This is a genomic window from Otoolea muris (assembly GCF_943193115.1).
Classification (GTDB): Bacteria; Bacillota; Clostridia; order Lachnospirales; family Lachnospiraceae; genus Otoolea; species Otoolea muris.
Window position 1 is genome coordinate 94,144 of sequence record NZ_CALPCY010000003.1, and the last position, 26,528, is coordinate 120,671.

The window sequence follows — 26,528 nt, forward strand, 5'->3', positions numbered from 1 at the left end:
CCAAACGACATGAAACAACTGTTACGAAAACCAGTACAGCATTGCCCAAATAACGATGAATTCAGCGCCTGCTCTTTGCGCCAGCGCCGCGTTGTCGTCAGTCAACGATGCCGCCGCATCGCCTCCCACCTCCGCCTTACCCTGACACAAATATCAGGCGCTGATATTCACCGTTATTTAAGCAATAGTGTACTAGCCCCCGCCTCCTTTCTTCTGCTTCTGCTGCTTTTCTGGGAAGGCGCGGCGCGTCTTTTTCGCATCCCGCTCTATGTGCTCCCCTCACCCCTCAAGGTGCTGCAAGCGCTCATTGCGGAACTCCCCGCCCTCTTTGCCCATGGACAGGTTACGGTTTCGGAGGCCGCCGCGGGCATTGCCATCTCCCTGGCGCTGGCGCTTCTTCTGGGGATAACGATGGACTGCTTCCCCCTGTTCCGCCAGGGCCTCTACCCGGTTTTTGTGGTAACGCAGACAGTTCCCATGATCGTCCTGGCTCCCATCCTCATTATTTATATGGGCTTTGGCGCCGCGCCGAAGATCCTGACCGTGGTTCTGATGTGCTTTTTCCCTGTGGTTGTCAGCTTTTCTGACGGACTCTCCCAGGTAAATGAGGAATATGTGCATCTCACCCGTTCCTACGGAGCAGGGAAATGGCAGGCTTACCGGCTGGTCAAGATCCCAGCCGCCCTCCCTTCGCTTCTCTCCGGCCTCAAGGTCGCCGCTACCTACAGCATCAGCGGCGCTGTGGTAGGCGAATGGATTGGATCACAGGAGGGCTTAGGTTATTACCTGCTGCGGGTAAAAAACAGCTATATGCTCGACAAGGTATTTGCCTGCGTGCTGGTTATTATTTTTCTCAGTCTGTGCATGAACGGGCTGATCCGGCTGTTCCAGCGGGCCGCGATGCCGTATCTGAAAAAAGCCGGGTGAGCGGAAGGCGCTACGGCGGGTTATAGGCCCGTATATACTTCGCTGGCTGTTTCTGTTTAGCAAGTGATAATTGTGAGGCAAAGTAAAGTGAAGTGAAATATTGCAGGACGTGATTCGTCGTGAAAGGGCCGCCAGTGCCAGTTCCGTTGGATTTAGAACCTGACGCCGGCGGTCTTCTCACGATAACCAGCGCCCCGCAATATTTCACTAAATATAACTATTATTATAATATAAGGAGGACACCATGAAAAAACACATTTTAACCGCATACTGCGCAGCAGGACTCTTAACCGCCTGCTGCCTGGCCGCCTGTTCCTCAGGCGCATCCGATCCGGATCAGTCAGGCGCGCCGGAACAGATAAATACCGCCGCCCCGCAGGACGCTTCCAAAGAGGCGGACGCCCCAAACGCAGAAACCTCAAACGCGCCGGACAATTCCCTGGAAAAGGTAACCGTCATCTTAGATTATGTGGCCAATACAAACCACACCGGCATGTACGTTGCCTTAAAGAACGGCTACTACGCCGAACAGGGGCTGGATGTACAGATTATTGAGCCCACGGAAGGCGCGACCGCCACGCTTGTGGCAGTCGGAAAGGGCGATTTCGGAGTCAGCTATCAGGAGGATGTAACTATCGCGCTTGCATCAGAGGATCCGCTGCCCATCAAGGCAGTCGCGGCCATTATCCAGCACAATACCTCCGGATTTGCCGCCTGTGCGGATAAAGGCATCTCATCGCCCGCGGATTTTGAGGGCAGAACCTATGCCGGCTGGGGCGGCCCGGGCGAGGAGGCGGTGCTGAAGGCTGTGATGGCGCAGAGCGGAGCCGATTTTTCCCGGCTGAACCTTGTAATCTCTGACGGCTCCGGCTTTGAGGCCCTGAGGGATAAGGTGGATATCATGTGGTTTTATGAGGCGTGGGACAATGTAAAATGCACGCTGAATGATTTCCCCATCCACTATATGCCGGTACGCGATCTGGATGAACGCCTTGACTACTATACCCCGGTGATCATCGCCGGGAATCAGGTTCTGAAAAACCGCCCGGATATGGTGAAAAAATTCCTCTCCGCCACGGCCAGAGGCTACGAATATGCTGTCTCTCACCCGGAGGAGAGCGCGGCTATCCTTCAGGAGTATGCTCCTGATTATCCGCTTGAGATGCTGATCATGTCCCAGGAATATCTGGCGGACAAATACATTGACGACGCGCCTGCGTGGGGTGAAATGAAGGACGAGGTGTGGGACCGCTATACGGAATTTATGGCAGAGTACGGCGTCATCGGACAGCCCATCCCGGCGGCCGACTGCTATACAAATGAATTTCTTCCCTGAACAGGAGGGGTATGACGTGAAACTGCGTATTGAAAATCTGACGTTTTCCTATGAGGGCAACACTGTCGTTGACCGCCTTTCCCTGGATATAAAGGACGGCGAATTTGTCAGCCTCCTCGGCCCGTCCGGCTGCGGAAAATCCACGGTTCTAAAGCTTTTAACCGGGATTCTCACGCCGCGCTCCGGAAGCATTCTCGTGGACGGGCAGGCCGTAAACGGGGTCTCAGAGCGCTTTGCCTATATGCCGCAGGACGATCTTTTGTTTCCCTGGAAAACGATTCTTGACAATGTCTGCCTGTACGGCCAGATCCACGGCTCTCTCAGCGAAACCAGGCGCAAAGCCCTTTCCTGGTTCCCGCTGTTCGGCCTTGAGGGTTATGAACACGCGTACCCCGCTTCCCTCTCCGGGGGCATGCGCCAGCGGGCCGCATTCCTGCGCACCGCCCTGTGCCGCGCGGACATCCTTCTTCTGGACGAGCCCTTCGGAGCGCTGGACGTCATCACGCGCGGCGAAATGCAGGACTGGCTGCTCCTCATGCGGGAGCAGATGAAAAAGACCGTGCTTCTGGTCACGCACGATATGGATGAGGCTATTTATCTGTCGGATCGGATCCTGATCCTGAATCCCCCTCCGGACGGGCTGAGCGCCGCTCTCTCCGTCTCCGCTTCCGGCCGGAACCGCGAATGGCTCTACAGCCAGAGCGCCCTGCGGGCGGAAATCTACAGCAAAATCCGGCGCAGGCAGACGGCGGCCGCGGTGAAAGGAGAAGGCCCGCGCCCATTATGACAAATGCAATCAAAGGAGGCTGCTTCATGCCCATTATGACAAAACCAGCGCAGGCAGACGGACAGACAGCCCTCCCTCCCCTCTGTGATGCCCATACGCACCCCGGGGAGGCCGCAGAGTGGCTGGAACGCCTTGAGAACGGGATTATATCCCTGATCTGCGCCTCTACCCCGCCGGAAGCGGAGGCTCTTTTCACACATTTAAAGCGTATCGAAGGAACCGATTCAGAGAGAAATGGAAACAGCCGTCCCTCCTGTCTTATACCCACAGCCGGGCTGCACCCGTGGCACGCGGATAAGTATTCTGTTTCCGATATGGAACGCTTTCTTTGCGCCTGCCCTGTGATCGGTGAAATCGGCATGGACAGCGTCTGGTGCGGCGTCCCCCTCTCCGTCCAGGAGCGTGTATTCAGGAGGCAGCTCGCGCTCGCCGCAGCGCTTCGCAGGCCGGTCATCCTCCATACCAAGGGTCAGGAGGCGCGGATCGCGCGCATTCTCCTGGAATATCCCAACACCTATCTCGTCCACTGGTATTCCTGTGAGGACTGCCTGGAGGACTATATCCGCCTTGGCTGCTACATCTCCGTCGGCCCGGATGTGTGGTGGAATCCGGCCGTACAGCATGCCGCCAAAGCCGCTCCGGCTGACCGCATTCTCATCGAAACAGACGGCATGGCCGCGGTAAGCTGGGCCTTTAAGGAAGCGCCGGATCAGAAAAAGCGCCCGCTTCCCGGATCCGTATCCGGGGCGCTGGACGCCGTTCTCGTGAAGACGGCCGCGCTGCGGCAGCTCTCCCCGCAAGCCGCCAGGGCCGTCTTTTTCCGAAACCTGACAGAGGGTTTTCTTAAACAAATAGGTTAAACCCCCTTAATAGGCCGCCAGATCCGCCTCCCTCGGGACGACGATGATCCGCGTGTCAGCGTCCACGGAACAGATGATCTGCTTCATATAGTCCTCCGGAACGCTGATGCAGCCCGAGGTTCCCGTATTATTGCTCGCCTTGGGACAGTGCAGGAAAATCGCGGAACCCTTTCCCGGCGCGCAGTCCTCATTGTAATTCAGCACAAGCCCGTAATTATACTGCGGGGCCTGGGTAATCAGCACCTCTGAAGAATTCCAGTCCCGCTGCACATCCCGCTCATTGACCAGGCGGTTGTAATAGCGGCTTTCGCTGTCATCCACATAGTGGTCGCCCTCCTGAATCTGATGATAGGGGAGAATGCTGCCCGGATTCTCCTTCATGCCAAACGCCATGGGGAAGGAATACACGCCGCAGGGCGTTTTTTTATCTCCTTCCTTTTTGTCTGCCGAGATTCCGTTCATGCCGTGGACAGCCTCCACGGAAAGAACCTGCTTAAACACACCGGACGCGTCCTTCTGATACCAGGACAGATTCCCCTTCGCCGGATCTTCCGGATTGCCGATCACAATGATTATCTGGGACGCTTCCTTTGCTGTCTTTAAGGTATTCACATCGCCTGAATAGGGCTGCATCGCCTGCGCCTCCTCCCTGAAATTTGCCGCATCTCCCGCGGGGCCCGCGCCCGTCTGCGCCGCCAGCGCGCTAAACGGAAGCATGATCCCCAGCAAAAGGCCGCCCATCCCGGCCGCCGCGCGCCTTCCTTTTTCCCTTATGTAGCCTGCTTTCCTGTTCATCCTGCCTTTTCCTCCTGATCTTACCTATGTACTCCCGGAGTCTCTTTGCACTCTACGCCGCATTAATCCGCGAGTAAAAAGCGCTTGATATTCGTGTCATCTGTGCGTCTGCCCTGATTCTACGGTTTACCGGATTCCTCCGGAACGTCGCACACTCCGATAAAAAGCCATACCCCGTTATCCTGAATCCCGTACAGGAACGGCCGGTTTAAAATCATCTCCGCCTTCCCGTCCGGCAGCGCGGCCCCCGCATAGGCCAGATCCGTAAACGAAGCGGCCTCGACCCCTTTTTCATTGACGGAAATATGGCTGTCCTGCCGGATGGATGACACAAAGATGCCGTCCGCGTCCGTCATCTGCGAGAAATCGCCGTCTTCAAAGAGACTTAAATATCCCATGCTCTGCATCATTTCCTTTACATCGCACCGGCTGTCAGACTGAAAACGGGGAACCTTGAATTCCACCTCGCCCACATGGGACGTCCCGCCCTCAAACGCCTCGTAAAGCCGCTCCGGCGATGATGCCAGCTCTCCGGCTGTCACGCCGGGATCCGGAAGGACAAACACCATGCTCCCGCTGCTCTTTAACGGCAGGTACGAGCGGATAAAACCGTCTCCCTTTGCGTAACCGTGGGAGCCAAATTTCCGGTTCATGAACGGAAATGAGATCTCTTCCCCATTTTCCAGATAAAACCGATCCTCTTTGGTATGTTTCTCCGAAAACGCGTCTGTCCACTCATCATAGAAGTAAACCGTATTCAGAAGATGCATCACATCGTCGCTGTTCACTGCAAGCTGCGGCGTGATCAGCCCCTTTGTCTGCCCGCTGACCCATCTGCCCATGGCCTCCCGCGTCTTCTCATCTGCGAAATCCGCCTCGTAAGCTTCCGCAAAATACTGCTCCTCCGCTGTGTCCAGAAACGCGTCCTTTAAAGGAAGCTTTGGCGAAACCCAGAGCGAGCTCGCTATATGGAGCTGGCAAAACGAATCCTTGCGGCTGAGCAGATGGTAAAGCCGCCTTGCCGTATCCCCGAACGCATCTTCCCCGTCCGCCTGCGCCGTATCCCTCCTGCACAGAAAACGCGACAATTCCTCCCTCGTCTCCCCTCCCGCGCCGGATGCCGCCAGCGACAGGGCATAGTACAGGCTGACAGGCGAATACACGAGATTCGTCTCCCGGTCCTGAATCAGGGCAGACGCGGTCTGAAACGAAAAATCCCGGATCTGCGCACATTCATCCTCCAAAACCGCATATTCATCAATATAGGCGCGCCACGCCTCCCAGTCCGTCTCCCGATCCGGCATACAGGGGTATTGCGGCATGGCCAGAAGATCCGGACCGCCTCCAGCCGCGCCGCGCGCATTCTCCGGCGCCGGGGCCGCCTTCCGCCCGCATCCGGCCGCGCCTGCCAGGCTAAAGCCCAGCAGACAGACGACAGCCATCCGCACTGGCCGTCTGATCCCGTTTCTTCTCATCCGCCTTCTTCCCATCCGTCTCCCCCCTGTGCAGCCCGCTGTCTGAAATACCGTAACAGCCCAGATGACCCGAATTATTACAAAATATCCGCTGTCATTGTGTTTTACCCATTATAAACTTTGAATTCAGCAGCTCCATCATAACATATCCGCATTTTTACTGCTTTACATTTTTTTTACAGTTTTATAAACGTTTCGCTTAAAACATATCTTCCCGCCTTCTCCTGCCGTCTGTCATCAAACTGCGATCTCCAGCCCCGTGTACAGCGGATGAACCACGTCTCCCAGCTCCTCCTTTAAGATCTCAAACTGATGTTCTCCCGTACAATGGCCTGTATAGACAACTTCAATTCCCGTCTCCCGGATCCGCCCGGCCAGCGCGCGGACCTCCTCGTCCGATGAACGGAACAGGTGAAGGCCGCCCACGATCCCGTATATATGCCGATCCGGCCATGTTTCTGCCGTCTCCCGGATAATATTGTCAGCCCCGCCGTGGGAACAACTGTTAAACACCATCATCCCCCGCTCCGTGTCCACCGCCAGGCTCTGTTCATGGGAAAATGAATCCGGCAGCCATGCGGAACCCTTTTTTATGTACATCCCGGCCTTTCTGCCAAGCGTCTCCAAATCCCGCGTCTTGTGCGGAACCAGCGTAACACCCGGGCACGCCTCAAAGTCGCCCTCCACATAGACAAGCCTGTCCTTAAATTTCTCCAGATATCCTTCTTTTATACCGATATAGCGGTAAACCTTCTCCTGCCTGCTGAAGCAGTTTTCCCCGGCGCCCTTCCTCAAATACATGGGGGCCGTCCTGTTTTTCTCAAAGAATGCCTCCATCCCGTCCGAATGATCATAATGGGCATGGGATAAAACGGCAAACTCCGCTTCCTCCAGATTAAGCCCCATCTGAGCCGCATTCTCCGCAAACCGCGCCGAAGCCCCGGTATCCAAGAGGAATTTGCGGCCGTTATGCTCAATCCATACGGACAGCCCCCATTCGGGTGTAAGAGCGCTTTGGGTGTTGTTGTCAATTAAAATTCTGGCTGTCAATTGTATCCGCCTCCGTTTCTCCGTTTGATGTGATTTTTCTCCGGCTAAGGAACTGTTACGGCATACGGCCATTTAGAATCGCTTCGCGATGGGCCGTATGCCCGCAACCGCTACACTTTCGTACGGTCAGCACAGCAGGCGCAGACCTGTCTGAACTGTTACTTCATTATACCACCGCAGAACAAATAAAGAAACCGCCTCTTCCCTTTTTCTCATTTCTGAGGTAATATATTGTATAGCACATGATTTAGCAAAAGGAGGAACCCAAAGATGAAAAAGCAATTAGTTTTTCCCGTCTGCACCGCCGTGATTGCCGCGGCGTTAGTTTCCGGCTGCGGGACGAAGGATGTCCTGAAAAGTATGCAGTCCACGGAAGCCGTTTCTGAGACATCCGAAAGCACGGAGCCGGAGGAGGAGACGCTGAGCGAGGATGAAGCGGAAGAAGCAGAGAGCGATCTGTATAATGCCTATATTGATGTAAATAACGTCATGGTAGACCGCTTCAGCGATGTGATCGCCAGCTATTTCCGTTATGTCGATTTCGCGGAGGAATTTACCCCGCTCCAGGACGATTACTGGTGCAACTCGATTACCAGCACCTTTTACGATCACATGGACGAGGCCAATGAACTGGCTCAGCAGAAGGCGGACAAGACGTCCCTGGACAATGCCTATCTGGAGCTCTACCCGGTCATGCGGGATCTGGCCGAGGCGCTGGACGAGGTATATGATTATACGGATATGAAATCGTACTTAGACGACGACTATGCAAAGGGCAAAGAGCTGCACGCCAGGATCTGGAATGATTACGCATCCTATGAGACGCTGGCTGACACATTTATCAATGAGCTGTCCGTTGTGGCAGACCAGAAGCGCGATGAAAACCTGGAGCAGTTAAAGGCAGAGGGTTATGAGGCCACCTATGCGTTCACAAAGCTGATCACCACCGGCCAGGAGATCCAGACCGCAATCTATGAACAGGAGATCGACGATTCCCAGCTCACAAGCCTGGACATCGAAGCGCTCCAGCCGCTCTATGATCAGTATGTGGAGGAGGTTCAGACCTGCTTAAATTATCTGGCGGATTCAGACGCGATGGAGAAGGAGGGCTATCCCACCATGTCCGCTTACTACTCCTCGTTTGAGCGCAACATCCGCGAGTCCAAGACAGCGCTGACCGATCTGTTCCAGAGGGTCCGCGACCAGAAGGGACTGGAGAGCTATGAGCTTAATTCCGCCTTTGCGGCTGACGGCTCGATTGAAAATTTCTTTGACACTCTGTCCAATATTATTGACGATTACAACCGTTTAATAAACTATTAATGCCAAAAAAGCGGCCCGGAAACGCGTATCCGGGCCGCTTTTTATCCTGCCAGGCCGGGAGCCTCCTTAGCCTGCCCCTCTGGCGCTGTCCGCTTATTTGATCTGAACCGCCTTTGTCTCTTTCCCTATCGTCAGCAGCAGCAGGACATGTTCCTCTGTATCCAGCAGGTCCTGGGAAACATGGAACACGATATAGCCGCTCTTTGTCTCCCCCGCTTCCAGGCTGGCCCCTGTCATATCCCCGCCGCCGAGCAGATCCACAGGGGTGTACTTATGCCCGCTGGAGGTTGCAAGCTCAACCAGCAGCTCATCGGACATGATAACCATTGGCAGGAAGCTCTCTTTTTCCGTTCCCTGATTGGCGACATCCACATCGACGCGGACAAACTCTTTCCCCTCATCCGCATCAAAATACATCGAACCGCTGGTGATCCGCCCCGTCGTTTCCGCCGTCTTTACCGTGATCGCCCAATTGCCGATCTCCACGCCGCTCCCCACAGGGCCCGCGCCGCTGTTTAAATAGCCTTCAAATTTCTCTCTGTTTTCCTCTTTCCTCTCCTCCGCTTTCTGCAGCGTGAGCCCTGACGCCATACTGCTTCCGGTCCGCTCTTCTAACACATCCCGGTTAATCACACCCGGCTCATGGGAATAATCTCCCCAGGCGGGCAGGCGCTCTCCCGTCTCCCCTGCTTCCCAGTAGACTCTGGCCGTCTGCTCCCCGCCGGGATTTTCCGCATCGTCCTCAAACTCCAGGAAGAACCGGGAGGTCAGGCCGTTTGCCGTGATGGAAAAGCTGTCCTGCTCCGCGGCCGGCTCCCAGCCCTCTGCCTGGGCCAGGCGGTATACCTCCCCGAAATGCAGGCTGCCCATGGAGAGATACGGATACTCGGTTACGTCCTCCCCCGCCGTCAGCGTCATCCCTTCCTCGTCCGCATAAAAGGCCGTCACCGCATCCGGCGTCAGGTAATCAAGCGGATCGCCCAGATAATACTGGCAGATTTGGGACACATAGCCGCTCCCGATCCGCTCCTTTATCTGATCCGCGTCATTGATGTCCGTATGCCCAATCTGCCGGCTGTCCGGGATATGGATCACCTCCGGCTCATATCCCTTCATCTCAGGCCCTTTGATCTCTACGCGGATATCGGCGCAGTTCCATCCGTTATCAACGGTTCCGAGCGTAAACTTCGCCGGAAGCCCCGCCTCCTCATACGCCCCGGCGATCTTTGAAAGCGACTCGCCAAGCGCCTCCACCTCATCATACCTGTCTACAGATATCACAAACTCCTTATCCCCCTCGCCCGGTTCGAGGCGAAGCCCCAGCTTTTCCCCTTCGTATCGGACAAAGGCGGCAGGATATGTGTCGTCAAATCCTTTATTCGTGTACTCCTCCCCCGCCGGAAGCACCTTAAACGAGAGATCCGGCCTGTCCTTTGGCGATGCCTGATAGGAAACCACGCCCCCTTCGGAAACCTCCTCAATCACAAATTCCTGCTCATACAAGTTTTCCAGATACTCCTCTACCTCCGGATACGGAGATTTTTTCAATGCCCCGCAGCCGGACAGCATCGCCGCAGCCGCAGCCGGGAGCATGATGAGATAACTCCTTTTCATCTTTTTTACCCCTTATTTCCTTTTTCTGTTTTATTCCGCAATACCGCCGCTCCTGTCCGCGGAGGATTGTTTATCGATTGCAATCCATGGCCTTTTGCAGGCATTCGGACGATACAATCATTATTTTACATGGTTCCGGCTTTCAAGGCAAGCGTTTTGGGGGGAAATTCTATGCCGTTTCTGAGTGGAAATGATGTTTCTTTGAGGGCGTTCTATCTGCTGGGAAATGAATACCGTTCTGTCTTACACCGGTGGCGCTTTTCCTTATCATAGCTTATCCCAACAAGGAGAGCTTTCCCGTAAGGCTGCGCGCGCTGCAGATAATTTTTGGCTTTTATCTGCTGCAGGGCCTCCTCCGGAGTTTTTCCGGCTTTTAATTCCAGTATAATGGGCGGGTATCCTGGTTTTTTCGGCAGAAACAGGTAATCACAGTAACCCTTTCCGCTTTTTTCCTCGCGCAATATGCTGTAGAATCGTCTGGCATATAAATAGCATAATGTAATCACACAGGACAGGGAATTCTCATCGCTGTACATCAGAAAAGGGATTTCCATGTCATGCGCCTGCTCCAGGAGTTGTGCGACGCGCGATTCATTACATTCAAGGGTGGCCTCCAGCATCTCCTTTGAACGGGTGACAATTGTTTTGACTTCTCCCATGCTGTCGCGGGATAAAACCTTCTGATACTTTTCCATCAGTTCATGATTCGGAATGGTGAGTTTCCCATCATAATATGACAGGAACCCATATACCACCATGGCGGAAAGGATCTCGTCCCTTGTATCAAGCCGGAGTTCCGCAGCGCTGTAGCCTTCCAGTTCTGTCTCCACCGGGATTCCGGCTACCATTTTTACAATGTCCTCCCGTACTTCACTGACATTATGTTCGATGCAGTCCGCAATTTCATTCATCGGCCCTGTTTCTGTCCAGTAGTTGAGGCAAACCCCATCGCTTAAAGCAGAATTGACGGAACGGGGATTAAACAGGCTCCGGCCGCTGCTCATCCGATAGCCGTCATACCAGTATTTCAGCTCTTCATAGCTGATATCCTGGCGGCTGACACATAAACTCCTTACCTCCTCCTCGGTAAGGCCGAAAAAGGGTTCAAATTTATGATCGTTCATAAAATTATATTCGCGGAACATGTTCAGTTCCGAGCCACTGGAATATTTGGCTATGGGCAGGACGCCTGTCATATAAGCCAGTTCCACGTATGGCTGATCCTTAAGAAGGTTTTTTAAAAACCGGAGATATTCGCTTTTGTCTCCAGATGTCATAAAATCCCTGTAAAAAATGGAATCCCATTCATCCAGAATAAAAATAAACGACGAACTGGTAGCCAGCAGCAGATCATTCAAACTGTCATATCCGTCTTTATCCACTTCCGGAAAGGCGGCGTATAAATCCCCGTACATCTTTTTTCGTATACTTTTAATATAATCCTGATAGGATTCACAAACATCTGGCATCTGACTGAAATCAATATATATTACATTATACTGATTTAAATGTTTTTCATATAAATTTGACTGTGAAGCCTGCAAATTTTTGAATATATCATGGCTGTTATATCCTTTTGTATAATATGCCCCCAGCATATTGGCATTCACCGTCTTGCCGAACCGACGGGGCCGTGTGATACAGATATATTTTCTGGCAGCATTGTTTATACACTTTGATATGCTGTCGATCATCAGACTTTTGTCTACATAAAGTTCGTCATTCAGGGTCTGCCGAAACAGGAGCAGCGGACGGTTTGTATTCAGGTAATTCAAACTATACCTCCCCTCTGAAACTGAGTCTCCAGATACATCTTTATACTGAAAGTATAGCTGATTTCCCGTCAATATACAATATTTTCCCAAATAAAACACGCGGCTCCAGCTCCCCCGTATCCGAGTAGTACATAAGCAGGGTAAGGCCGTTAAAAGTAAGGTATATAAGGAATAGAAGGCCGCCATTGGATACAAACGCTTCCAATGGCGGCCTTTGCCGGCGCTATTCCCGGATATCCTTAATTACCTCTATCCCCTTCTGGAGCTGATTGTCCAGCTCCTGCGGGAGCACAGCCATCCGTCTCGCCTCGTCGCCGAGCTCCACCTCCACATCCGGCGATATGCCTTTGCCGTGGATATCCAGTCCGCCCGGCGTATAGTAGTGGCTGGTGGTCAGCTTGACTGCGCTTCCGTCCGAAAGCGGGATCAGGCTCTGGACAATGCCCTTTCCGAAGGTCTGCGTGCCCACAACCGTCGCCGCATCGTAATCCTTCAGCGCCCCGGTTAATACCTCCGACGCGCTCGCGGAGTTTTCATTGACCAGCACGACCATGGGGATATCAAGGCTGTGGCCGTCCTCCGCCTTGTAAATCTCTTCATTTCCATATTTATCCGATATGGTGAGAATGCGGCCGCCGTCCCCTATGAGATAGTCTGCCATGGAGACCACGGTATTGAGCTCTCCGCCCGGGTTATCGCGCAGATCAATGATTAAGCGCTCCATCCCCTGTCCCCGTAAATCCTCGATCTTATCCTTAAACTGCTTTGCCGTCACCTCGTCAAATTCGATCACGGATACATAGCCGATGCCATCCTCCAGCATCTTTCCCGACACGGTCTGGACATCGATAAAGCGCCTTGTGACCGTCAGATCCACATATTCCCCGGTATCCTCACGGTACACGGTGATCGCGACCTGGCTGCCCTCCTCGCCTTTTACATAGTTATTTACGAGCAGCGTCAGATCCACGCCCGCCATCAGCTCCCCGTCCACCTTATAGATCACATCGCCCGGCAGGATTCCCGCCTCTTCGGCAGGACTGCCCTCGAACACACGGACAATGGTGGAGATCTGCGTGCGGACATCCTGGGAAACCATGGCCCCAATCCCGCAGTACGTGCCTTTCGTCTCATCCATAAAGCTCGCCAGCTCTTCCGGCGTGTAATATGCCGCGTAGGGGTCGTTTAAGCCAAAGATAAAGCCCTGGTAAACCCCTGCCTCCCCCTTATCCGGTTCGATCTGATCCTCAAACAGGTATAACTCGTCAACCAGATCCTCGATCTGCGAAAGCTTCTCGCTGATGCGCTCCAAGTCGAGCTCCCCGCTTCCTTCGCCCGCCGGGGACGCATTTCTGCCGGCTTCCTCTCTCCCGGGCCCGGCACCCGCCTGATTGCCCATGACGTCCTGCCCGAACATATAGATAGCAGTCGATGCGCCCACTGTCACAAAACAGGTGAACGCGGTCACCAGCACGCCGACCATCACGCCCTTCCAGAATTTATTTCTATTGTCCATTTTATCTGCCTCCTGCTTCCTTCGGATCGCCGCGGTTTACCGTCATCCGGCTCCATACCGCTGTTTCTGCGGGCCCCGGCGCATCATTGCGTCCATTCACCGCGCCCCTGCGCCGGCTACGGGCTCACATACTGCGACGGGTTCACATACACTCCGTTTAAACGGACTCCGAAATGGAGATGCGGCCCCGTCGAATAGCCGGTCGAACCGACCTTTGCGATCACCTGTCCCTGGCTGACCGTATCCCCGGCCGAAACGAGTAACTGCGAACAATGCATATACACCGTGGATACGCCGCCCCCATGATTCACCATAATATAATTTCCAGCAGAATAGCTGTATGTAGCGATCGTCACCGTCCCCGCCGCCGCCGCGACGATATTGGAACCCGTGGACGCGCCGATGTCAATGCCCTTGTGGTTCGTGGACGCGCCCGCTGTCGGAGACTCCCGGTCGCCGAAACGGGAGGTGACGCGCCCGCTGGCAGGGCACGGCCATATAAACTTAATATTCCCAATACTGACCGTATTATACGTTTTTCCCGCTGCCTCGGCCCGTTTCCTGGCTTCCTCCTCCTGACGCTTTAGCTCCGCCTCGATCTGCGCGATCTTATCCTCCTGGGCCTTGATGTCCCTCTCATACGCCTCAAGCTGCGCGGTCCGCTCCCCGATCTGGGCGGCGTACTTCTGAAGCTCTGCCGTCTTTTCGCCTACCAGCGTCTCCACTGACTCCTGTTTAGCCATGGTCTGCTCCTCAAGGAGCAGAAGCTCCTCCCGCTCCCGCTCAAGCGCCGCCTTATCCTCCGCAATGCCGTTTTTGACCGCAATATACTGATCCAGCATCTTCCTGTCATACTCCGAGATCTTGGAAATGTACTCCGCCCGGTTCAAAAGCTCCGACATGGATTTTGATGTAAGCAGGAGATCCCAGAAGCTCTCATCGCCCCGCTCGTACATGTATTTAATCCGCAGCTTCATGGACGCGTACTGCTCCCGCTCCGTCTCCTGCGCGGCGGCAAGCTGAACGGAAGCCGCCTCGATCGTCTGCTCCTTGTCCGCCACCTCGCCCTCCAGCCGGTCAAGCTCCGTGTGCAGCGCGTCAAGCTGGCGGTCCAGCTCGCGAACATAGCTCTCCGTATCCTGTTTTAAGCCCTCCAGCTCCCGGATCGCCTGCTCGGTCCGCTTCTTCTCCTCCTCAAGGGAATCGATCTTTCCCTTGGCATTGTCCACATCCTGCTTTGTGGCCCCGTATACCGGAGGCCCGGCCAGACAGGCGATAAGAGCTATCAAGAATAACCGTTTTCCGGCCGTATGTTTGATCATGATTTTTCATCCTTAAAGAATTCTTTAAATATACCTGAAACGCGTTTTAAACACGCTCCGGCCCGGCCTGTGCCTTGTAACCGTTCAGATACCCCTGAAACTGTCACTACACCTTTAACTGCCTGCGTATTGTAAAAAAGCTTCCGACAAAGCCAATCCCCAGCCCCAGAGCTCCGGCCACGGCCGCCATATAGGGAAAAAGGCGCTCGATCGGAATAAATGCCAATATGTTCGACAGAATCTGAAATTTCTCTGTCATATACTCCGCCATGCGCCGGTACAGGAAATAGCTCCCGGCCAGGGGAATCGCCGCTCCCACGCAGCCGATCATCATGCCCTCAAACACAAAGGGCGCGCGGATCATAAAGTTCGTGGCGCCGATCAGGCGCATGATCCGGTTCTCCTCCCGGCGGGAGGCCGCGGCCCTGGAGATCGTATTGCTGATCAGAAATACGGCTACTGCCAGAAGGATCCCGATCACCGCCGCGGAAATCAGGCCCACCATGCGCCCAAAGCTCATAAAGCCCGAAGCGGCGGCGTTGGAGTAATTGATCTGGCGGACGCCCGAAACGGCCCTCAGATGCCCTACTACCTCCTCCTGCTGGCTGATATCCTCCAGATAGAGCTCTATGGAAGCAGACCCGGCCAAGGGATTGTCATCTGCAAAGCCCTCTGCCAGCTCCTCCACGCCCTCAAAATATTCTTTTTGAAATTGTTCCCACGCCTTCGCGGCGGAAACATACTCCACCTTCGCGATTCCCTGCCTGCCCTCCAGCGCCTCTTTTACCTTGAGAATCTCCGCCTCCGGCAGGGCTTCCTCAAAAAATACGGTGATCCCCACCGTCGCCTGCGCCCGCTTTACCATATACTGCACATTGGCCGCCAGGGCGAACAGCAGGCAGAACAGAAAAATACAGGCCGAAATAATGGCCGTTGACGCCAGGGAAAACCAGATATTGCGCCCTATATTCTTTACGCCCTCTTTCAGGCAGTACAAAAACCTGCTAATACCCATAATCCCAACCGCCCATTTCCCGATCATCCGCCAGAATTCCGCGATCCAGGGTGATCACCCGTTTCCCCATGCGCTCCACAATCTCCTCGCTGTGCGTGACGACGATCACCATAGTCCCCCGCTCGTTAATCTCCTCCAGAAGATGCATGATCTCCATCGAATTCTGCGCGTCGAGATTCCCGGTCGGCTCGTCGGCTAAAAGGATCTCCGGCGAATTGATCAGCGCCCTTGCGATTGCCACCCTCTGCTGCTCGCCGCCCGAAAGCTCCTTTGGCAAAGCCTTATACTTGGAGGAAAGGCCCACCATGCGGAGCATCTTAGGAACCGACTCCCGGATCACGCGGGACGGCACGCCGATCACACGCTGGGCAAACGCCACATTTTCATAGACTGTCTTGTCCTTTAAAAGCCGGAAATCCTGAAACACTACGCCCAGGCGGCGGCGGTATTTGGCCACATAGCGCCGGGGCATCTTCCCCAGATCCATATCGTTCACCACGATACGGCCGGAGGTGGGCTCCACCTCCTTCAAAAGCAGCTTAATCAGCGTCGATTTCCCGGATCCGCTGCGCCCCATGATAAAAACAAATTCCCCGTCCCCGATGGTAATGTTGATATTCTTCAGCGCGCGGCTCCCCGCCTTATATGTCTTATTGAGATCCGTTATCTCAATCATGCCCTCTGTACCTCAACCATATGTAACTGTTCAGACAGTACATCTTCTTGCCCGTCTGCGCCGGACAAGAAGCATCGGATGTCCATCCGATGTGGAATCCGGCGCAAATTTTGGCTTTTAAGCAAGCTTAACGCCAAAATTTCCGCCAGATTCCCCGCCGTCTGCACGGTTACAACCATATTAATAATCCATGTTTTCCATGTATTTCATGTATTTTACAACCATAAGCGCAATTTTAAAGGTTATGGCGTCCTCAAAGATGCGCAGATCCAGGCCCGTGCTCTTCTGCAGCTTGTCAAGCCGGTACACCAGCGTATTCCGGTGGATGTAGAGCTGCCGGGATGTCTCGGACACGTTTAAGCTGTTCTCAAAGAACTTGTTGATCGTGGTCAGCGTCTCATCGTCAAATTCATCCGGCGATCTGCCGTCAAATATCTCCTTGATAAACATCCGGCAGAGCGGCAGGGGAAGCTGATAAATCAGCCGGCCGATGCCAAGCTTGCTGTAGGCCACCACATTTTTCGTGCTGTAAAAGATCTTGCCCACGTCAAGGGCCATCTTGGCCTCCTTGTACGACCGGGACACATCCTTAATCTCATTCACAATCGTGCCGAACGCCACACTGACCCTGGCCAGCGCCTCGGTGTTGAGCATATCCACGATCATGCACGCCGTCTTTTCCAGCTCCTCATACGTCTCACCGGGCTTCACTTCCTTTACCAGGATAATGTTTTTCTCATCCACAGCGGTGATAAAATCCCTCGTCTTGGTGGAAAAAAGGCTGCGCACCGTCTCCAGCGCGTTCGCATCCTTCTCCTGCTCCGTCTCGATCAGGAACACCACCCGCTTCACATTCGTCTCAATATGCAGCTTTTTAGCCCGGTTATAGATGTCAACCAGCAAAAGATTGTCAAGCAGCAGATTCTTAATAAAATTGTCCTTGTCAAACCGCTCCTTGTAGGCGACCAGGAGATTCTGAATCTGGAACGCCGCCATCTTTCCTACCATATATACGTCGTCGCTGCCGCCCCTGGCCAGCAGAATATATTCTAACTGATGTTCATCAAATACCTTGAAAAACTGGTATCCCTGAATCACCTGGCTGTCTGCAGGAGAGTCCACGAAAGCCAGGATCGCGCTTTCATACTCTTCGGCTCCGGTAAAGGTTGAAGCAAGCGCCTTGCCCTCTGTATCACAGACAGCCAGATCCACCCTTGCAATGCCCTTTAACCCCTCAATATTTGTCTGGAGTATCTGATTTGATATCATATCGCTCTCTCCTTCTCTTATAATCGCCGCTTTGAGCAGCGGCATTTTTCCTTATATTATATTAAAGCAAAAATGGGAAAAATAAAAGAGGGGGGAGGGAAAAAAGTGAATTTTTTTTAGAGGGGGGACGCCCGCGGCCGGCGAAATGTATGGGGACAGTCCCAGTCCCTGTGGTTTAACTGGGGAGCTAATGATTCGTGAGCCTGGTGATAGTGATTCTGAAATTAATATGGAATAATTTGTTGAAAAAATAATGGGGGCCTGGTAAAATGGTGATGTCTGGATGTGGAATTTGTATATAAAACTGTTATAAGTATCCAATGGCGATATAAAATTTCATGAAAGGGTAACCTGCTTATGATAAATCTTCTGAGACAAAGACAAACCGGGCATATCATTAAACTCCTTCTTTATATCATTTTGGGCGGAGGCATGGCTGCGCTGCCTGTTGTGATTGGTTCGATGTATCTGCACAGCGGCATGGGACATGTGTATGGGGTGTCCTGCGTGTATGCGGACTCCGGCGGAGGGCCGCGGGGGGATGGAAGCGGGCCGGTTGGAGCTGAGGATGGGCGCAGGGAGGCAAAAGCGGGTGATAAGGAGCTTGAGGAATGCCTGGCGCGCGCGGCGGCTCTTGCGGCGGGCTATGATTATGACGCGGCGATAGCGCTTCTCTCTGACTCTGCGTATGCGGAGTCCGCGAAAGCGCAGGCGGCTGTTTCGGAGTATCGCGCTGTGAAGTCCACGCTTGTCCGCGCGGATCCCGGAGCGATTACGCATATTTTTTTCCATACCCTGATCATGGATCCCTCGAAGGCTTTTGACGGGGATGCCTGGGAAAAGAAATATTGGCAGGTCATGGTCACCGGGGAGGAATTTCAGAAGATCCTGCAGTCCCTGTATGAAAGGGGCTTTGTCCTTGTCCAGATGCATGATATCGCATATGAGACGACAGCGGAGGACGGAAGCGTCTGCTTTAAGGAAGGGGACATCATGCTTCCCCCGGGGAAGAAGGCGCTTGTCATGTCACAGGATGATGTCTGCTACTATGAATATATGGAAGGCGACGGCTTTGCCAGCCGTATCGTCATCGGGGAGGACGGGCGTCCGGCCTGTGAGATGAGACTTGACGACGGGAGTATCGCGGTCGGTTCCTATGATCTCGTCCCGATCCTCGAGGATTTCATTGACGAACACCCTGATTTCTCTTATCGGGGCGCGCGCGCCGTCCTCACATTCACCGGGTATAACGGGATACTGGGGTACCGCACTGCGCCTTCCTATGTTGATATAGGCTATGTTGATATAGGCTTTGACTATGAGCAGGAGCGCGAGGACGCCGCCAGGGTTGCGGAGTGCTTAAAAGCCTGTGGCTACGAGCTGGCCTCCCACACTTGGGGGCATCGCAATATGGGCCTTATGCCATTAGAGGATTTTATCAGGGATACGGATCAATGGGAGGAACAGGTTGAGCCGCTGATCGGGCCGTGCGATATCATTGCCTTTCCCTTTGGGAGCGATATCGGGGACTGGCGTCCGTATGACACGAAAAACGAGCGCTTCCAGTATCTCTATTCCAAAGGCTTCCGCTATTTCTGCAATGTGGATTCCAGTCAGTATTATATACAGATTGGCGAAAAGCATATGCGGCAGGGACGCCGCAATATCGACGGTATCCGCATGTATTACGATCTGCCGGAAAGCGGCTTGGGGAACGGGCATTTAAGCGACTTATTTGATGTCGGGGAGATCTATGACCGCAGCCGGCCTCTCCCTGTCCGGTAGCCATTTGAGTAATGAAAAGGAGCTTTATTTAGGATGAAACCCTGTGTTCCGTCTCAGATAAAGCTCCTTTTTTGTCATCTGGATTTAGCGTTTAAGCTATACCAAAACATCCCTCTTCCTGATTAAAAGAACCGTAACAACTGCAGGTACCTCTTCCCCTCTCTCTGCGACACTCTTTCCCCAAATCTTTTAAACCCGTTATAATCGCTCTGATAAAATGCCAGCACCTGATCCACATCCTCACAATCCAAATATACAACGCCTCCACCGACATAATACTGTACATGCTTCAATATCTCAAAAGTCAGATCCATCAGCTCATTCCCGCTGATCTTCCATTCATCAGAGACTGCGCTGTTTTTCCCAAATTGGGCAATCAGAAATGCCGATACATGATACTTGTCCGTTTCCTCCTCCAGTTTTGCATACCTTGACAATTTATGGCGGGCTGTTTTGCTGATATTCGTATTTGTCACCTCGACTGCCTTATGTGCCAATGTAAAGATTCCTGCCAGCACAATTCTCCCGTCGCTGGTCTTTCTTATGACCAGATATGTAACGGACAACTTCTTCTGCGCGAAATCAACCGATTTATTTCGGACAAAATCCTCCACCTCTTTATTTAATGGAGATGAAAAATCGGAGAGAAGCCTCTGTAGTTCCTCCTCTCCGACTGCCTTCAGCATATCCTGAATATTAACAGCTATGCATTCATCCATTTTTCCCCGTCCTCACTGTCATAAATTTTCGGATCTCTTCTAAATCCGTCACAAGCGGAATCACAGGCGCTGCAGGCATTCTTTCTGGATCTCTGGCAGATGCATCCAATGCCTCAGCAAAAGCTTCTGCTTTTTTTGGATCTGTAATTCTTATATTTGTAAAAATACTTGATGTCGCCATAGAAATACCTCCTCATCATCTTTATTATATGAAATATATCTCTGAAAAGCAACAGTAACAGTTCAGGCTGTCTGAACTGTTACAAGCAATACAGTTTCCTGAAAAAAGAACGCGCTCATCTTCTTATCTGGCTATGCCGGACAAGAAGATGAGCCCCGAAAATAGTAACTTTTACACCTGGAAGCGTCCTCTTTTCCCAAAGCATGTTTAAAACATGCTCTGAGATTTTTTCCTATCCTCTGTCAAAACATTCCTATGCTGCATTCCTCCCTGCCGCGCCAAATCCCGGCCGGAGCCTCTTATGCTTCTCCCTGCTTCATGGATTCAATGATACTGTCAGCCAGCGCATTAAGCTCAGAAGCCTTATCCGCATGAAGCGCGGACGCCAGGGACAGCCTGTCATTTAACACGGTCATGTCCTTTAACTCCGTGTCGATAAATTTCTGCATCAGATCCCCGGACTTGCAGGCCCAGGAGCCGTTCTCGATGATCGCAAAGGTGCGTTTCTGCAGATGCAGGGCCTTCATATCCATCAGGAAGTTGTGCATCACCGGATAGATTCCGAGATTATATGTCACCGAAGCCAGAACGATATGGCTTAAGCGGAAGGACTCGGAGATCAGCTCGGATACGTGGGTGTTGGAAACGTCGTACACCGCCACATTAGTCATGCCCTTTTCGCAGAGTTTGGAGGCCAGCGCCTGCGCGGCTGCCTCGGTGTTTCCGTACATGGAGGCGTAAGCGATCAGAACGCCCTTTTCCTCCGGCTCATAGCGGCTCCAGTGATCGTATTTGTCAATGAACCAGCCTAAGTTGCTGCGCCATACGGGCCCGTGCAGCGGGCATACGAGCTTGATGTCAACCGTGGACGCTTTCTTGAGAAGGGCCTGTACGTGCGGGCCGTATTTCCCCACGATGTTGGTGAAATAGCGCCTTGCGTCGTCGAGCCAGTCGCGTTCAAAGTTCACCTCGTCATTAAAGAGCTTGCCGTCGAGCGCGCCGAAGGAACCAAAGGCGTCGGCCGCGAAGAGCACGCCGTTCGTGGTGTCAAAGGTCACCATCGCTTCCGGCCAGTGAACCATGGGGGCGTAAACAAAGGTAACGGTGTGGGCGCCAAAGCTTAAGGTATCCCCCTCATGGGCCTCGATCAGCTCGTGGCCGTCCACGTGGAAGCCAAACTGGCGCATCAGCATAAACGCCTTTTCCGTGCTGACGATCTTCACCTGCGGATAGCGCAGGAGAACCTCCTCAATGGATGCGCCGTGATCCGGCTCCATGTGGTTGATCACCAGATAGTCCAGGGCCTTTCCGTCCAGCAGATGCTCGACATTTTCCAGGAGCTGGCGGCAGGCGGACCAGTCTACGGTGTCGAACAGCACGCTCTTCTCATCCAGGAGCAGATAGGCATTGTAGGATACCCCTCTGGAGATGGGGTGTATATTTTCAAACAGGTGCAGGCGGTGATCATTGGCCCCTACCCAGTATAAATCTTCGGTTACGTTTCTCACACAATACATAGATCAGACCTCCTTTTATCCCTCAATAAACATCTCTTTGGACTCCGCGCACTCCGGGCATACCCACTCGTCCGGAAGCTTCTCAAACAGCGTTCCCGGCGCTATCTCGCTGTCCTCGTCCCCGATCGCCGGGTCATACTCATAGCCGCAGCCGCCGCACACATACGTCTTTCCGATCGGCTTCTCCTTGGGAGGAAGCGGACGTTTCATCTTAATCATGGGCGGCGCGGGCTGCTTCTCCTCGCCGTTGTCAAGCGCGGCTGTCAGAAGCGGGAGGATCTCATTCACATCGCCCACAATGCCGTAGTCGCAGTTCTTGAAAATGGGCGCGTTGGCGTTCTTGTTGATGGCCACAATCGTGGAGGCGTCCTTGATGCCCTTTAAGTGCTGGGTCGCGCCGGAAATGCCGCAGGCGATATAGAGGTTGCCTTTAAATTTCTGGCCTGACATACCCACGTAGCGGTTTAACGGCACATATTTTAAGGTTTCCGCAACCGGCCTGGAAGAGCCGATGGCCGCGCCGGCCTGAACCGCCAGATCCTCGATGAGCTTCATGTTTTCCTTACTGCCGATTCCTTTTCCGGCGGATACCACGCGCTCCGCCTGGGCGATGGGCGTGTCTAAGGGGATTCCCACCGTGAAATCATACCCGTCCTTCTTAAGCGCCGCTACCAGGGTCTCCACCTTCTCCTGGGCCTGGCCTTCCTTTAAGATCATCTTTTTGCGCAGCCCTGTGATGGGAGCCGCCTTTTTCACCGACTTGGAGGATCCGCCGCCGCCCCCGGAGGATTTGGGCATGCGCCCGATGATGCAGGAGGCGATAACCACCCGCTGGATCTCGTTCGTGCCCTCGTAAATGGTGGTGATCTTCGCGTCGCGGTAAGCGCGCTCCACCTCCATACCCTTTAAGAAGCCGCTGCCGCCGAAGATCTGCAGGGCGTCGTTCGCCACCTCCAGCGCGATATCCGACGCGTACATCTTGGCCATCGCGGCCTCCATGCTATACGGCGCATGCTCTTCTTTGAGCTCCGCGGCGCTGTATACCAGGAAGCGCGCGCAGCGCAGCTTGGTCGCCATATCAGCCAGCTTAAAGGCAATGCTCTGCTGCTGGCAGATGGGCTTTCCGAACTGGATCCGCTCCTTGGAGTATTCCAGCGCGTGCTCATAGGCGCCCTGCGCGATGCCCAGCGCCTGCGCGGCGATACCGATACGCCCGCCGTCCAGCGTCGCCATGGCGATCTTAAAGCCCTCGCCCTCCTTGCCTAAGAGATTCTCCTTCGGAACCTTTACGTCATTGAAAATCAGCTCCGCCGTGGAGGAGGAACGGATTCCCATCTTATCATAATGATCGCCGAACTCAAAGCCATCCCAGCCCTTTTCCACGATAAAGGCCGAGATCCCCCTGGTTCCGATATCCGGCGTGGTCACGGCAAATACGACATATGTATCCGCCTTGGGCGCGTTGGTGATAAAGATCTTGCCGCCATTTAACAGGTAGTAATCGCCCTTTAACACCGCCGTCGTCTCCGTGCCGCCCGCATCAGAGCCCGCGTTCGGCTCCGTTAAGCCAAACGCGCCGATCTTCTCGCCTTTGGCAAGGGGCACAAGGTATTTCTGCTTCTGCTCCTCATTTCCGAATGCCGCGATCGGCCAGGTGCCGAGAGACACATGGGCGGAAAGGATAACCCCGGCCCCGCCGTCCACGCGCGCCAGCTCTTCGACCGCGATGGCATAGCTCAGCACATCCATGCCGGCCCCGCCGTACTCTTTCGGATAGGGAATGCCCATGAGCCCCATCTGTCCGAGCTTAGCCACCGCCTCGCCCGGGAAGCCATTCGTCTGATCAAGCTCAAACGCCTGGGGCTTAATCTCCTCCTCCGCAAACTTCCTGATGCGTTTACGAAGCTCTTCATGTTCCTGTGTGGTTGTAAATAACATTCGTCTTCCTCCTTCTCCTTATAATAAGAGTATCATTTCAAACAGGTCTGCGGGCCGTATGCCCGCCGTCCCCTGATAAAACCCAGCTAAGGCTCCTGGAACGCAGCTCCCCGTCTATCTGCTTCTGCACCCTGCATAGCTGCGCATGGATCCCGCAGGGCCCGTTCGCCCTCTGCCACTCGCAGTCATATCCGGGCTCCATGCAGGAAGAAAGCCTGGCATTCTGCTCGATCGCGCCGATCAGCTCGCTGAGATTGCGCTCACCCAGATCGCAGGCCAGGTAACAGCCTCCGCCATTCCCCCTCGAAATGCCGATGAGCCCGGCCCGTTCCAGCTTTTTCACGATCTTATACGCAAAATTCCGCGGCAGCGCCTCGCGCGCGGCCAAAGCGCCCACCGTATGACAGCCGCCCTCTGACAGCGTCCTCAGGATGCGAAGCGCATAATCTGTCTCTTTTGTAATCAGCATGTCCTTCTCCTCCTAATTTCACACAGCTATCCGGGTTTCCTGATTACTACTATACCAATCTGGAGAAAATTTGTCAAGTTTATTCGTCAGAAATTTCAAAAAATATTTATTTTAAATTGTTTATATATTTACAAATTATTATTTAATTCAAAAAATACCGAATTGCATTTTGTCGAACCGTTTTTTTTCCTGCGATTCCATGCCTGTTCTGCCGCGCGGCCCTGCATGGCGGCATACGGGACTGCGCATAAAAACAGGAGCCCGGCTGTTGGCTTCAGGCTCCTGTTTTGTATCTCTTATATATGGTTCAAATTTTTAATTTGTGATAATTCTTTCTGTATCCTTGTCGAAAAGATGGATTTTTTCCAGATCAAGGGCAAATTTCACGGTATCTCCCGGTCTGGCTGTGGTCCGCGGATTCACTCTTGCAGTGCAGTTTGTTCCCTCCACGTCAAAGTACAGGAATACCTCGGCGCCCAGCATCTCATATACGCGGATCGAGGCTGTCAGCACATTGCTGCCCGCTGCCGCCACAACCTCCGTCTCGTCGTGGAGATCCTCCGGACGGATGCCCATGGTCACTTCCTTGCCGATGTAGCCGCCCTCTTCCAGCTTCTTCGCCTTTGCCTGCGGCAGGGTGATCACGCAGCCGCCAAAGCTTAAGGTCACGTCGGATCCGGCCTTCTGCACCTTTGCGTCCACCAGGTTCATCTGCGGCGCTCCGATAAAGCCGGCCACAAATTTATTCACCGGATGATCGTACAGGTTCTGCGGCGTATCCACCTGCTGCACCACGCCGTCCTTCATTACCACGATACGGGTTCCCAGCGTCATGGCCTCTGTCTGATCATGGGTTACATAGATAATCGTCGTGCCCAGTCTCTGATGGAGCTTGGAAATCTCGATACGCATCTGGCCTCTTAACTTGGCGTCTAAGTTGGACAGCGGCTCGTCCATCAGGAACACCTTGGGATTACGCACAATCGCGCGCCCCATGGCCACGCGCTGTCTCTGGCCGCCGGACAGAGCCTTGGGCTTGCGGTCCAGAAGATGGGACAAGTCAAGGATCCTCGCCGCATCCTCCACCAGGCGCTTGATCTCATCCTTCGGCACCTTGCGCAGCTTTAAGCCGAACGCCATGTTGTCAAATACCGTCATATGCGGATACAGGGCGTAGTTCTGGAATACCATCGCGATATCCCTGTCCTTGGACTCCACATCATTCACCAGCTTGCCATCTATATATAATTCCCCTGAACTGATATCCTCAAGGCCGGCTACCATACGCAGCGTCGTGGATTTGCCGCAGCCCGACGGGCCTACAAAGATAACGAACTCCTTATCCTCAATCTCCAGATTAAAATCCTTTACCGCTTCAAATCCATTGGGGTACTTTTTGCACACATTCTTTAACGATAAGCTTGCCATATATATGATTCCTCCTGTTTCACCGTCCCATGCCGGAAGCCCTGCCGGCCCCGCATGCGCTGTTTGTTGTTCATCACTGACTATACTTTACCATGCCCCGGCTTTTCCGGCCATGTTTCAAATCACCAAAATCCGCTCTGACTTTTCGTGACTTTGTACAGGAGGAAATAAATATTGCTCAAAATGCTGAATTAATTGGATTTAATTTCTAAAATCCCATTTGAATTTGTAACAATTGTGTAATGCCAAACAAACTTTGTCAAAAACGTACAAACTTCCCTGTCTGAATCTGTGCAATACTCTTGATTATTTCTTTTGTTTGTGTATTTTATACAAATTTGGGACAGGCGCTTTGTTCCGGTTGTCTGAACGGTTACGGTTTCACCGCAATGGCTTCCATCTCCATCAGCACATCCTTTGGCAGCCGGGCAACCTCCACGCAGGAGCGGGCCGGGCAGCGATCCGCGAAATACTTCGCGTAGATTCCGTTGATTGTGCCGAAATCCTCCATATTTTTGATAAAAACCGTGGTTTTAACCACATTCTCCAGAGAGGTTCCCGCCGCCTCCAGAAGATTCTTAACATTTTTGAGAACCTGCTCCGCCTGCGCCTCAATCCCCTCCGGAATCACGCCCGTCGCAGGATCCACCGGAATCTGCCCGGATGTGTAAATCATGCCGCAGGCTTCCACTGCCTGTGAATAAGGGCCTATAGCGGCCGGCGCTTTCTCTGTGCTTATAATCTGTTTCAT

General features: G+C 53.4%; 23 protein-coding genes. 6 read left to right on the plus strand and 17 right to left on the minus strand.

All coding sequences use genetic code 11. The annotated features are described in order from the left end of the window. Positions 1–9 precede the first annotated feature (9 nt). The 4 genes from NFS31_RS03430 to NFS31_RS03445 all read left to right on the plus strand — a co-directional run bounded on the left by NFS31_RS03430 (position 10) and on the right by NFS31_RS03445 (position 3,910). Positions 10–927: an ABC transporter permease gene (locus tag NFS31_RS03430; RefSeq protein WP_251491641.1), complete on the plus strand. Its 918-nt coding sequence runs from the start codon at positions 10–12 to the stop codon at positions 925–927. Between the two features lie 244 nt (positions 928–1,171). Next, entirely contained in the window at positions 1,172–2,263 is a 1,092-nt protein-coding gene (locus NFS31_RS03435; RefSeq protein WP_251491643.1) for an ABC transporter substrate-binding protein, read from the plus strand. Between the two features lie 16 nt (positions 2,264–2,279). Next, on the plus strand, positions 2,280–3,050 hold the full coding sequence (locus NFS31_RS03440; RefSeq protein WP_251491645.1) for an ABC transporter ATP-binding protein: 771 nt from the start codon (positions 2,280–2,282) through the stop codon (positions 3,048–3,050). A gap of 26 nt (positions 3,051–3,076) precedes the next feature. Further along, on the plus strand, positions 3,077–3,910 hold the full coding sequence (locus NFS31_RS03445) for a TatD family hydrolase (protein ID WP_251491647.1): 834 nt from the start codon (positions 3,077–3,079) through the stop codon (positions 3,908–3,910). A 6-nt stretch (positions 3,911–3,916) separates the two neighbouring features. Here the strand turns inward: NFS31_RS03445 and NFS31_RS03450 are convergent, their stop codons facing one another. From NFS31_RS03450 to NFS31_RS03460, 3 genes are all read right to left on the minus strand, one after another. Then, positions 3,917–4,705: a L,D-transpeptidase family protein gene (locus NFS31_RS03450; RefSeq protein WP_251491649.1), complete on the minus strand. Its 789-nt coding sequence runs from the start codon at positions 4,703–4,705 to the stop codon at positions 3,917–3,919. Positions 4,706–4,824: 119 nt separating this feature from the next. Further along, positions 4,825–6,195 (minus strand): serpin family protein, encoded by a 1,371-nt coding sequence (locus NFS31_RS03455; protein ID WP_251491652.1) that lies wholly within the window; start codon positions 6,193–6,195, stop codon positions 4,825–4,827. 222 nt (positions 6,196–6,417) lie between these two features. Then, positions 6,418–7,230, minus strand: a complete 813-nt coding sequence (locus NFS31_RS03460; RefSeq protein ID WP_251491654.1) for an MBL fold metallo-hydrolase — start codon at positions 7,228–7,230, stop codon at positions 6,418–6,420. A gap of 270 nt (positions 7,231–7,500) precedes the next feature. Here NFS31_RS03460 and NFS31_RS03465 point away from each other — a divergent pair, with 270 nt between their 5' ends. Further along, a complete protein-coding gene (locus NFS31_RS03465) occupies positions 7,501–8,553 on the plus strand; it encodes a DUF3829 domain-containing protein (protein WP_251491656.1) in 1,053 nt (350 codons plus the stop codon). A gap of 93 nt (positions 8,554–8,646) precedes the next feature. On the opposite strand, the gene NFS31_RS03470 is transcribed toward NFS31_RS03465, so the two are convergent. From NFS31_RS03470 to NFS31_RS03500, 7 genes are all read right to left on the minus strand, one after another. Further along, positions 8,647–10,167 (minus strand): DUF4352 domain-containing protein, encoded by a 1,521-nt coding sequence (locus NFS31_RS03470; RefSeq protein WP_251491658.1) that lies wholly within the window; start codon positions 10,165–10,167, stop codon positions 8,647–8,649. Positions 10,168–10,379: 212 nt separating this feature from the next. Further along, positions 10,380–11,942 (minus strand): AAA family ATPase, encoded by a 1,563-nt coding sequence (locus NFS31_RS03475; RefSeq protein ID WP_251491660.1) that lies wholly within the window; start codon positions 11,940–11,942, stop codon positions 10,380–10,382. Positions 11,943–12,165: 223 nt separating this feature from the next. Next, on the minus strand, positions 12,166–13,458 hold the full coding sequence (locus tag NFS31_RS03480; protein WP_251491661.1) for a S41 family peptidase: 1,293 nt from the start codon (positions 13,456–13,458) through the stop codon (positions 12,166–12,168). Positions 13,459–13,574: 116 nt separating this feature from the next. Beyond that, positions 13,575–14,780, minus strand: coding sequence for a murein hydrolase activator EnvC family protein (locus NFS31_RS03485; protein WP_251491663.1), 1,206 nt, complete (start codon positions 14,778–14,780; stop codon positions 13,575–13,577). 106 nt (positions 14,781–14,886) lie between these two features. Continuing rightward, positions 14,887–15,795 carry a cell division protein FtsX gene (locus NFS31_RS03490; RefSeq protein ID WP_251491665.1) on the minus strand — a complete coding sequence of 303 codons (909 nt, stop codon included), beginning with the start codon at positions 15,793–15,795 and terminating at the stop codon, positions 14,887–14,889. Beyond that, entirely contained in the window at positions 15,785–16,471 is a 687-nt protein-coding gene (ftsE, locus tag NFS31_RS03495) for a cell division ATP-binding protein FtsE (RefSeq protein WP_251491667.1), read from the minus strand. The genes NFS31_RS03490 and ftsE overlap by 11 nt, the downstream gene beginning before the upstream one ends. 180 nt (positions 16,472–16,651) lie before the next feature. Next, complete coding sequence (locus NFS31_RS03500; protein WP_251491669.1) at positions 16,652–17,740, minus strand: PucR family transcriptional regulator; 1,089 nt, start codon at positions 17,738–17,740, stop codon at positions 16,652–16,654. A 357-nt stretch (positions 17,741–18,097) separates the two neighbouring features. Here NFS31_RS03500 and NFS31_RS03505 point away from each other — a divergent pair, with 357 nt between their 5' ends. Further along, positions 18,098–19,525, plus strand: coding sequence for a polysaccharide deacetylase family protein (locus NFS31_RS03505; RefSeq protein WP_251491671.1), 1,428 nt, complete (start codon positions 18,098–18,100; stop codon positions 19,523–19,525). 122 nt (positions 19,526–19,647) lie between these two features. Here NFS31_RS03505 and NFS31_RS03510 read toward each other — a convergent pair whose 3' ends face one another. From NFS31_RS03510 to NFS31_RS03540, 7 genes are all read right to left on the minus strand, one after another. Then, positions 19,648–20,244: a GNAT family acetyltransferase gene (locus NFS31_RS03510; RefSeq protein ID WP_251491673.1), complete on the minus strand. Its 597-nt coding sequence runs from the start codon at positions 20,242–20,244 to the stop codon at positions 19,648–19,650. Then, positions 20,237–20,425: a hypothetical protein gene (locus NFS31_RS03515; protein WP_251491675.1), complete on the minus strand. Its 189-nt coding sequence runs from the start codon at positions 20,423–20,425 to the stop codon at positions 20,237–20,239. Before NFS31_RS03515 ends, NFS31_RS03510 begins: the two co-directional genes overlap by 8 nt. A 299-nt stretch (positions 20,426–20,724) precedes the next feature. Further along, complete coding sequence (locus NFS31_RS03520) at positions 20,725–21,942, minus strand: FprA family A-type flavoprotein (RefSeq protein WP_251491677.1); 1,218 nt, start codon at positions 21,940–21,942, stop codon at positions 20,725–20,727. A gap of 15 nt (positions 21,943–21,957) precedes the next feature. After that, a complete protein-coding gene (locus tag NFS31_RS03525; protein ID WP_251491679.1) occupies positions 21,958–23,880 on the minus strand; it encodes an acyl-CoA dehydrogenase family protein in 1,923 nt (640 codons plus the stop codon). Between the two features lie 37 nt (positions 23,881–23,917). Further along, positions 23,918–24,349: an RrF2 family transcriptional regulator gene (locus tag NFS31_RS03530; protein WP_251491681.1), complete on the minus strand. Its 432-nt coding sequence runs from the start codon at positions 24,347–24,349 to the stop codon at positions 23,918–23,920. A 315-nt stretch (positions 24,350–24,664) separates the two neighbouring features. Next, positions 24,665–25,777 (minus strand): ABC transporter ATP-binding protein, encoded by a 1,113-nt coding sequence (locus NFS31_RS03535; RefSeq protein WP_251491683.1) that lies wholly within the window; start codon positions 25,775–25,777, stop codon positions 24,665–24,667. 373 nt (positions 25,778–26,150) lie between these two features. Beyond that, a complete protein-coding gene (locus tag NFS31_RS03540; protein ID WP_251491685.1) occupies positions 26,151–26,528 on the minus strand; it encodes a RidA family protein in 378 nt (125 codons plus the stop codon).

What these genes read in the sequence shown, in the direction of transcription:
- NFS31_RS03430 (WP_251491641.1), top strand. Translation starts at nt 10, where the DNA reads ATGAAACAACTGTTACGAAAACCAGTACAGCATTGCCCAAATAACGAT.
- NFS31_RS03435 (WP_251491643.1), top strand. Translation starts at nt 1,172, where the DNA reads ATGAAAAAACACATTTTAACCGCATACTGCGCAGCAGGACTCTTAACC.
- NFS31_RS03445 (WP_251491647.1), top strand. Translation starts at nt 3,077, where the DNA reads ATGCCCATTATGACAAAACCAGCGCAGGCAGACGGACAGACAGCCCTC.
- NFS31_RS03450 (WP_251491649.1), bottom strand. Translation starts at nt 4,705, where the DNA reads ATGAACAGGAAAGCAGGCTACATAAGGGAAAAAGGAAGGCGCGCGGCG.
- NFS31_RS03455 (WP_251491652.1), bottom strand. Translation starts at nt 6,195, where the DNA reads ATGGGAAGAAGGCGGATGAGAAGAAACGGGATCAGACGGCCAGTGCGG.
- NFS31_RS03465 (WP_251491656.1), top strand. Translation starts at nt 7,501, where the DNA reads ATGAAAAAGCAATTAGTTTTTCCCGTCTGCACCGCCGTGATTGCCGCG.
- NFS31_RS03470 (WP_251491658.1), bottom strand. Translation starts at nt 10,167, where the DNA reads ATGAAAAGGAGTTATCTCATCATGCTCCCGGCTGCGGCTGCGGCGATG.
- NFS31_RS03480 (WP_251491661.1), bottom strand. Translation starts at nt 13,458, where the DNA reads ATGGACAATAGAAATAAATTCTGGAAGGGCGTGATGGTCGGCGTGCTG.
- NFS31_RS03485 (WP_251491663.1), bottom strand. Translation starts at nt 14,780, where the DNA reads ATGATCAAACATACGGCCGGAAAACGGTTATTCTTGATAGCTCTTATC.
- NFS31_RS03490 (WP_251491665.1), bottom strand. Translation starts at nt 15,795, where the DNA reads ATGGGTATTAGCAGGTTTTTGTACTGCCTGAAAGAGGGCGTAAAGAAT.
- ftsE (WP_251491667.1), bottom strand. Translation starts at nt 16,471, where the DNA reads ATGATTGAGATAACGGATCTCAATAAGACATATAAGGCGGGGAGCCGC.
- NFS31_RS03500 (WP_251491669.1), bottom strand. Translation starts at nt 17,740, where the DNA reads ATGATATCAAATCAGATACTCCAGACAAATATTGAGGGGTTAAAGGGC.
- NFS31_RS03505 (WP_251491671.1), top strand. Translation starts at nt 18,098, where the DNA reads ATGATAAATCTTCTGAGACAAAGACAAACCGGGCATATCATTAAACTC.
- NFS31_RS03510 (WP_251491673.1), bottom strand. Translation starts at nt 20,244, where the DNA reads ATGGATGAATGCATAGCTGTTAATATTCAGGATATGCTGAAGGCAGTC.
- NFS31_RS03515 (WP_251491675.1), bottom strand. Translation starts at nt 20,425, where the DNA reads ATGGCGACATCAAGTATTTTTACAAATATAAGAATTACAGATCCAAAA.
- NFS31_RS03520 (WP_251491677.1), bottom strand. Translation starts at nt 21,942, where the DNA reads ATGTATTGTGTGAGAAACGTAACCGAAGATTTATACTGGGTAGGGGCC.
- NFS31_RS03525 (WP_251491679.1), bottom strand. Translation starts at nt 23,880, where the DNA reads ATGTTATTTACAACCACACAGGAACATGAAGAGCTTCGTAAACGCATC.
- NFS31_RS03530 (WP_251491681.1), bottom strand. Translation starts at nt 24,349, where the DNA reads ATGCTGATTACAAAAGAGACAGATTATGCGCTTCGCATCCTGAGGACG.
- NFS31_RS03535 (WP_251491683.1), bottom strand. Translation starts at nt 25,777, where the DNA reads ATGGCAAGCTTATCGTTAAAGAATGTGTGCAAAAAGTACCCCAATGGA.
- NFS31_RS03540 (WP_251491685.1), bottom strand. Translation starts at nt 26,528, where the DNA reads ATGAAACAGATTATAAGCACAGAGAAAGCGCCGGCCGCTATAGGCCCT.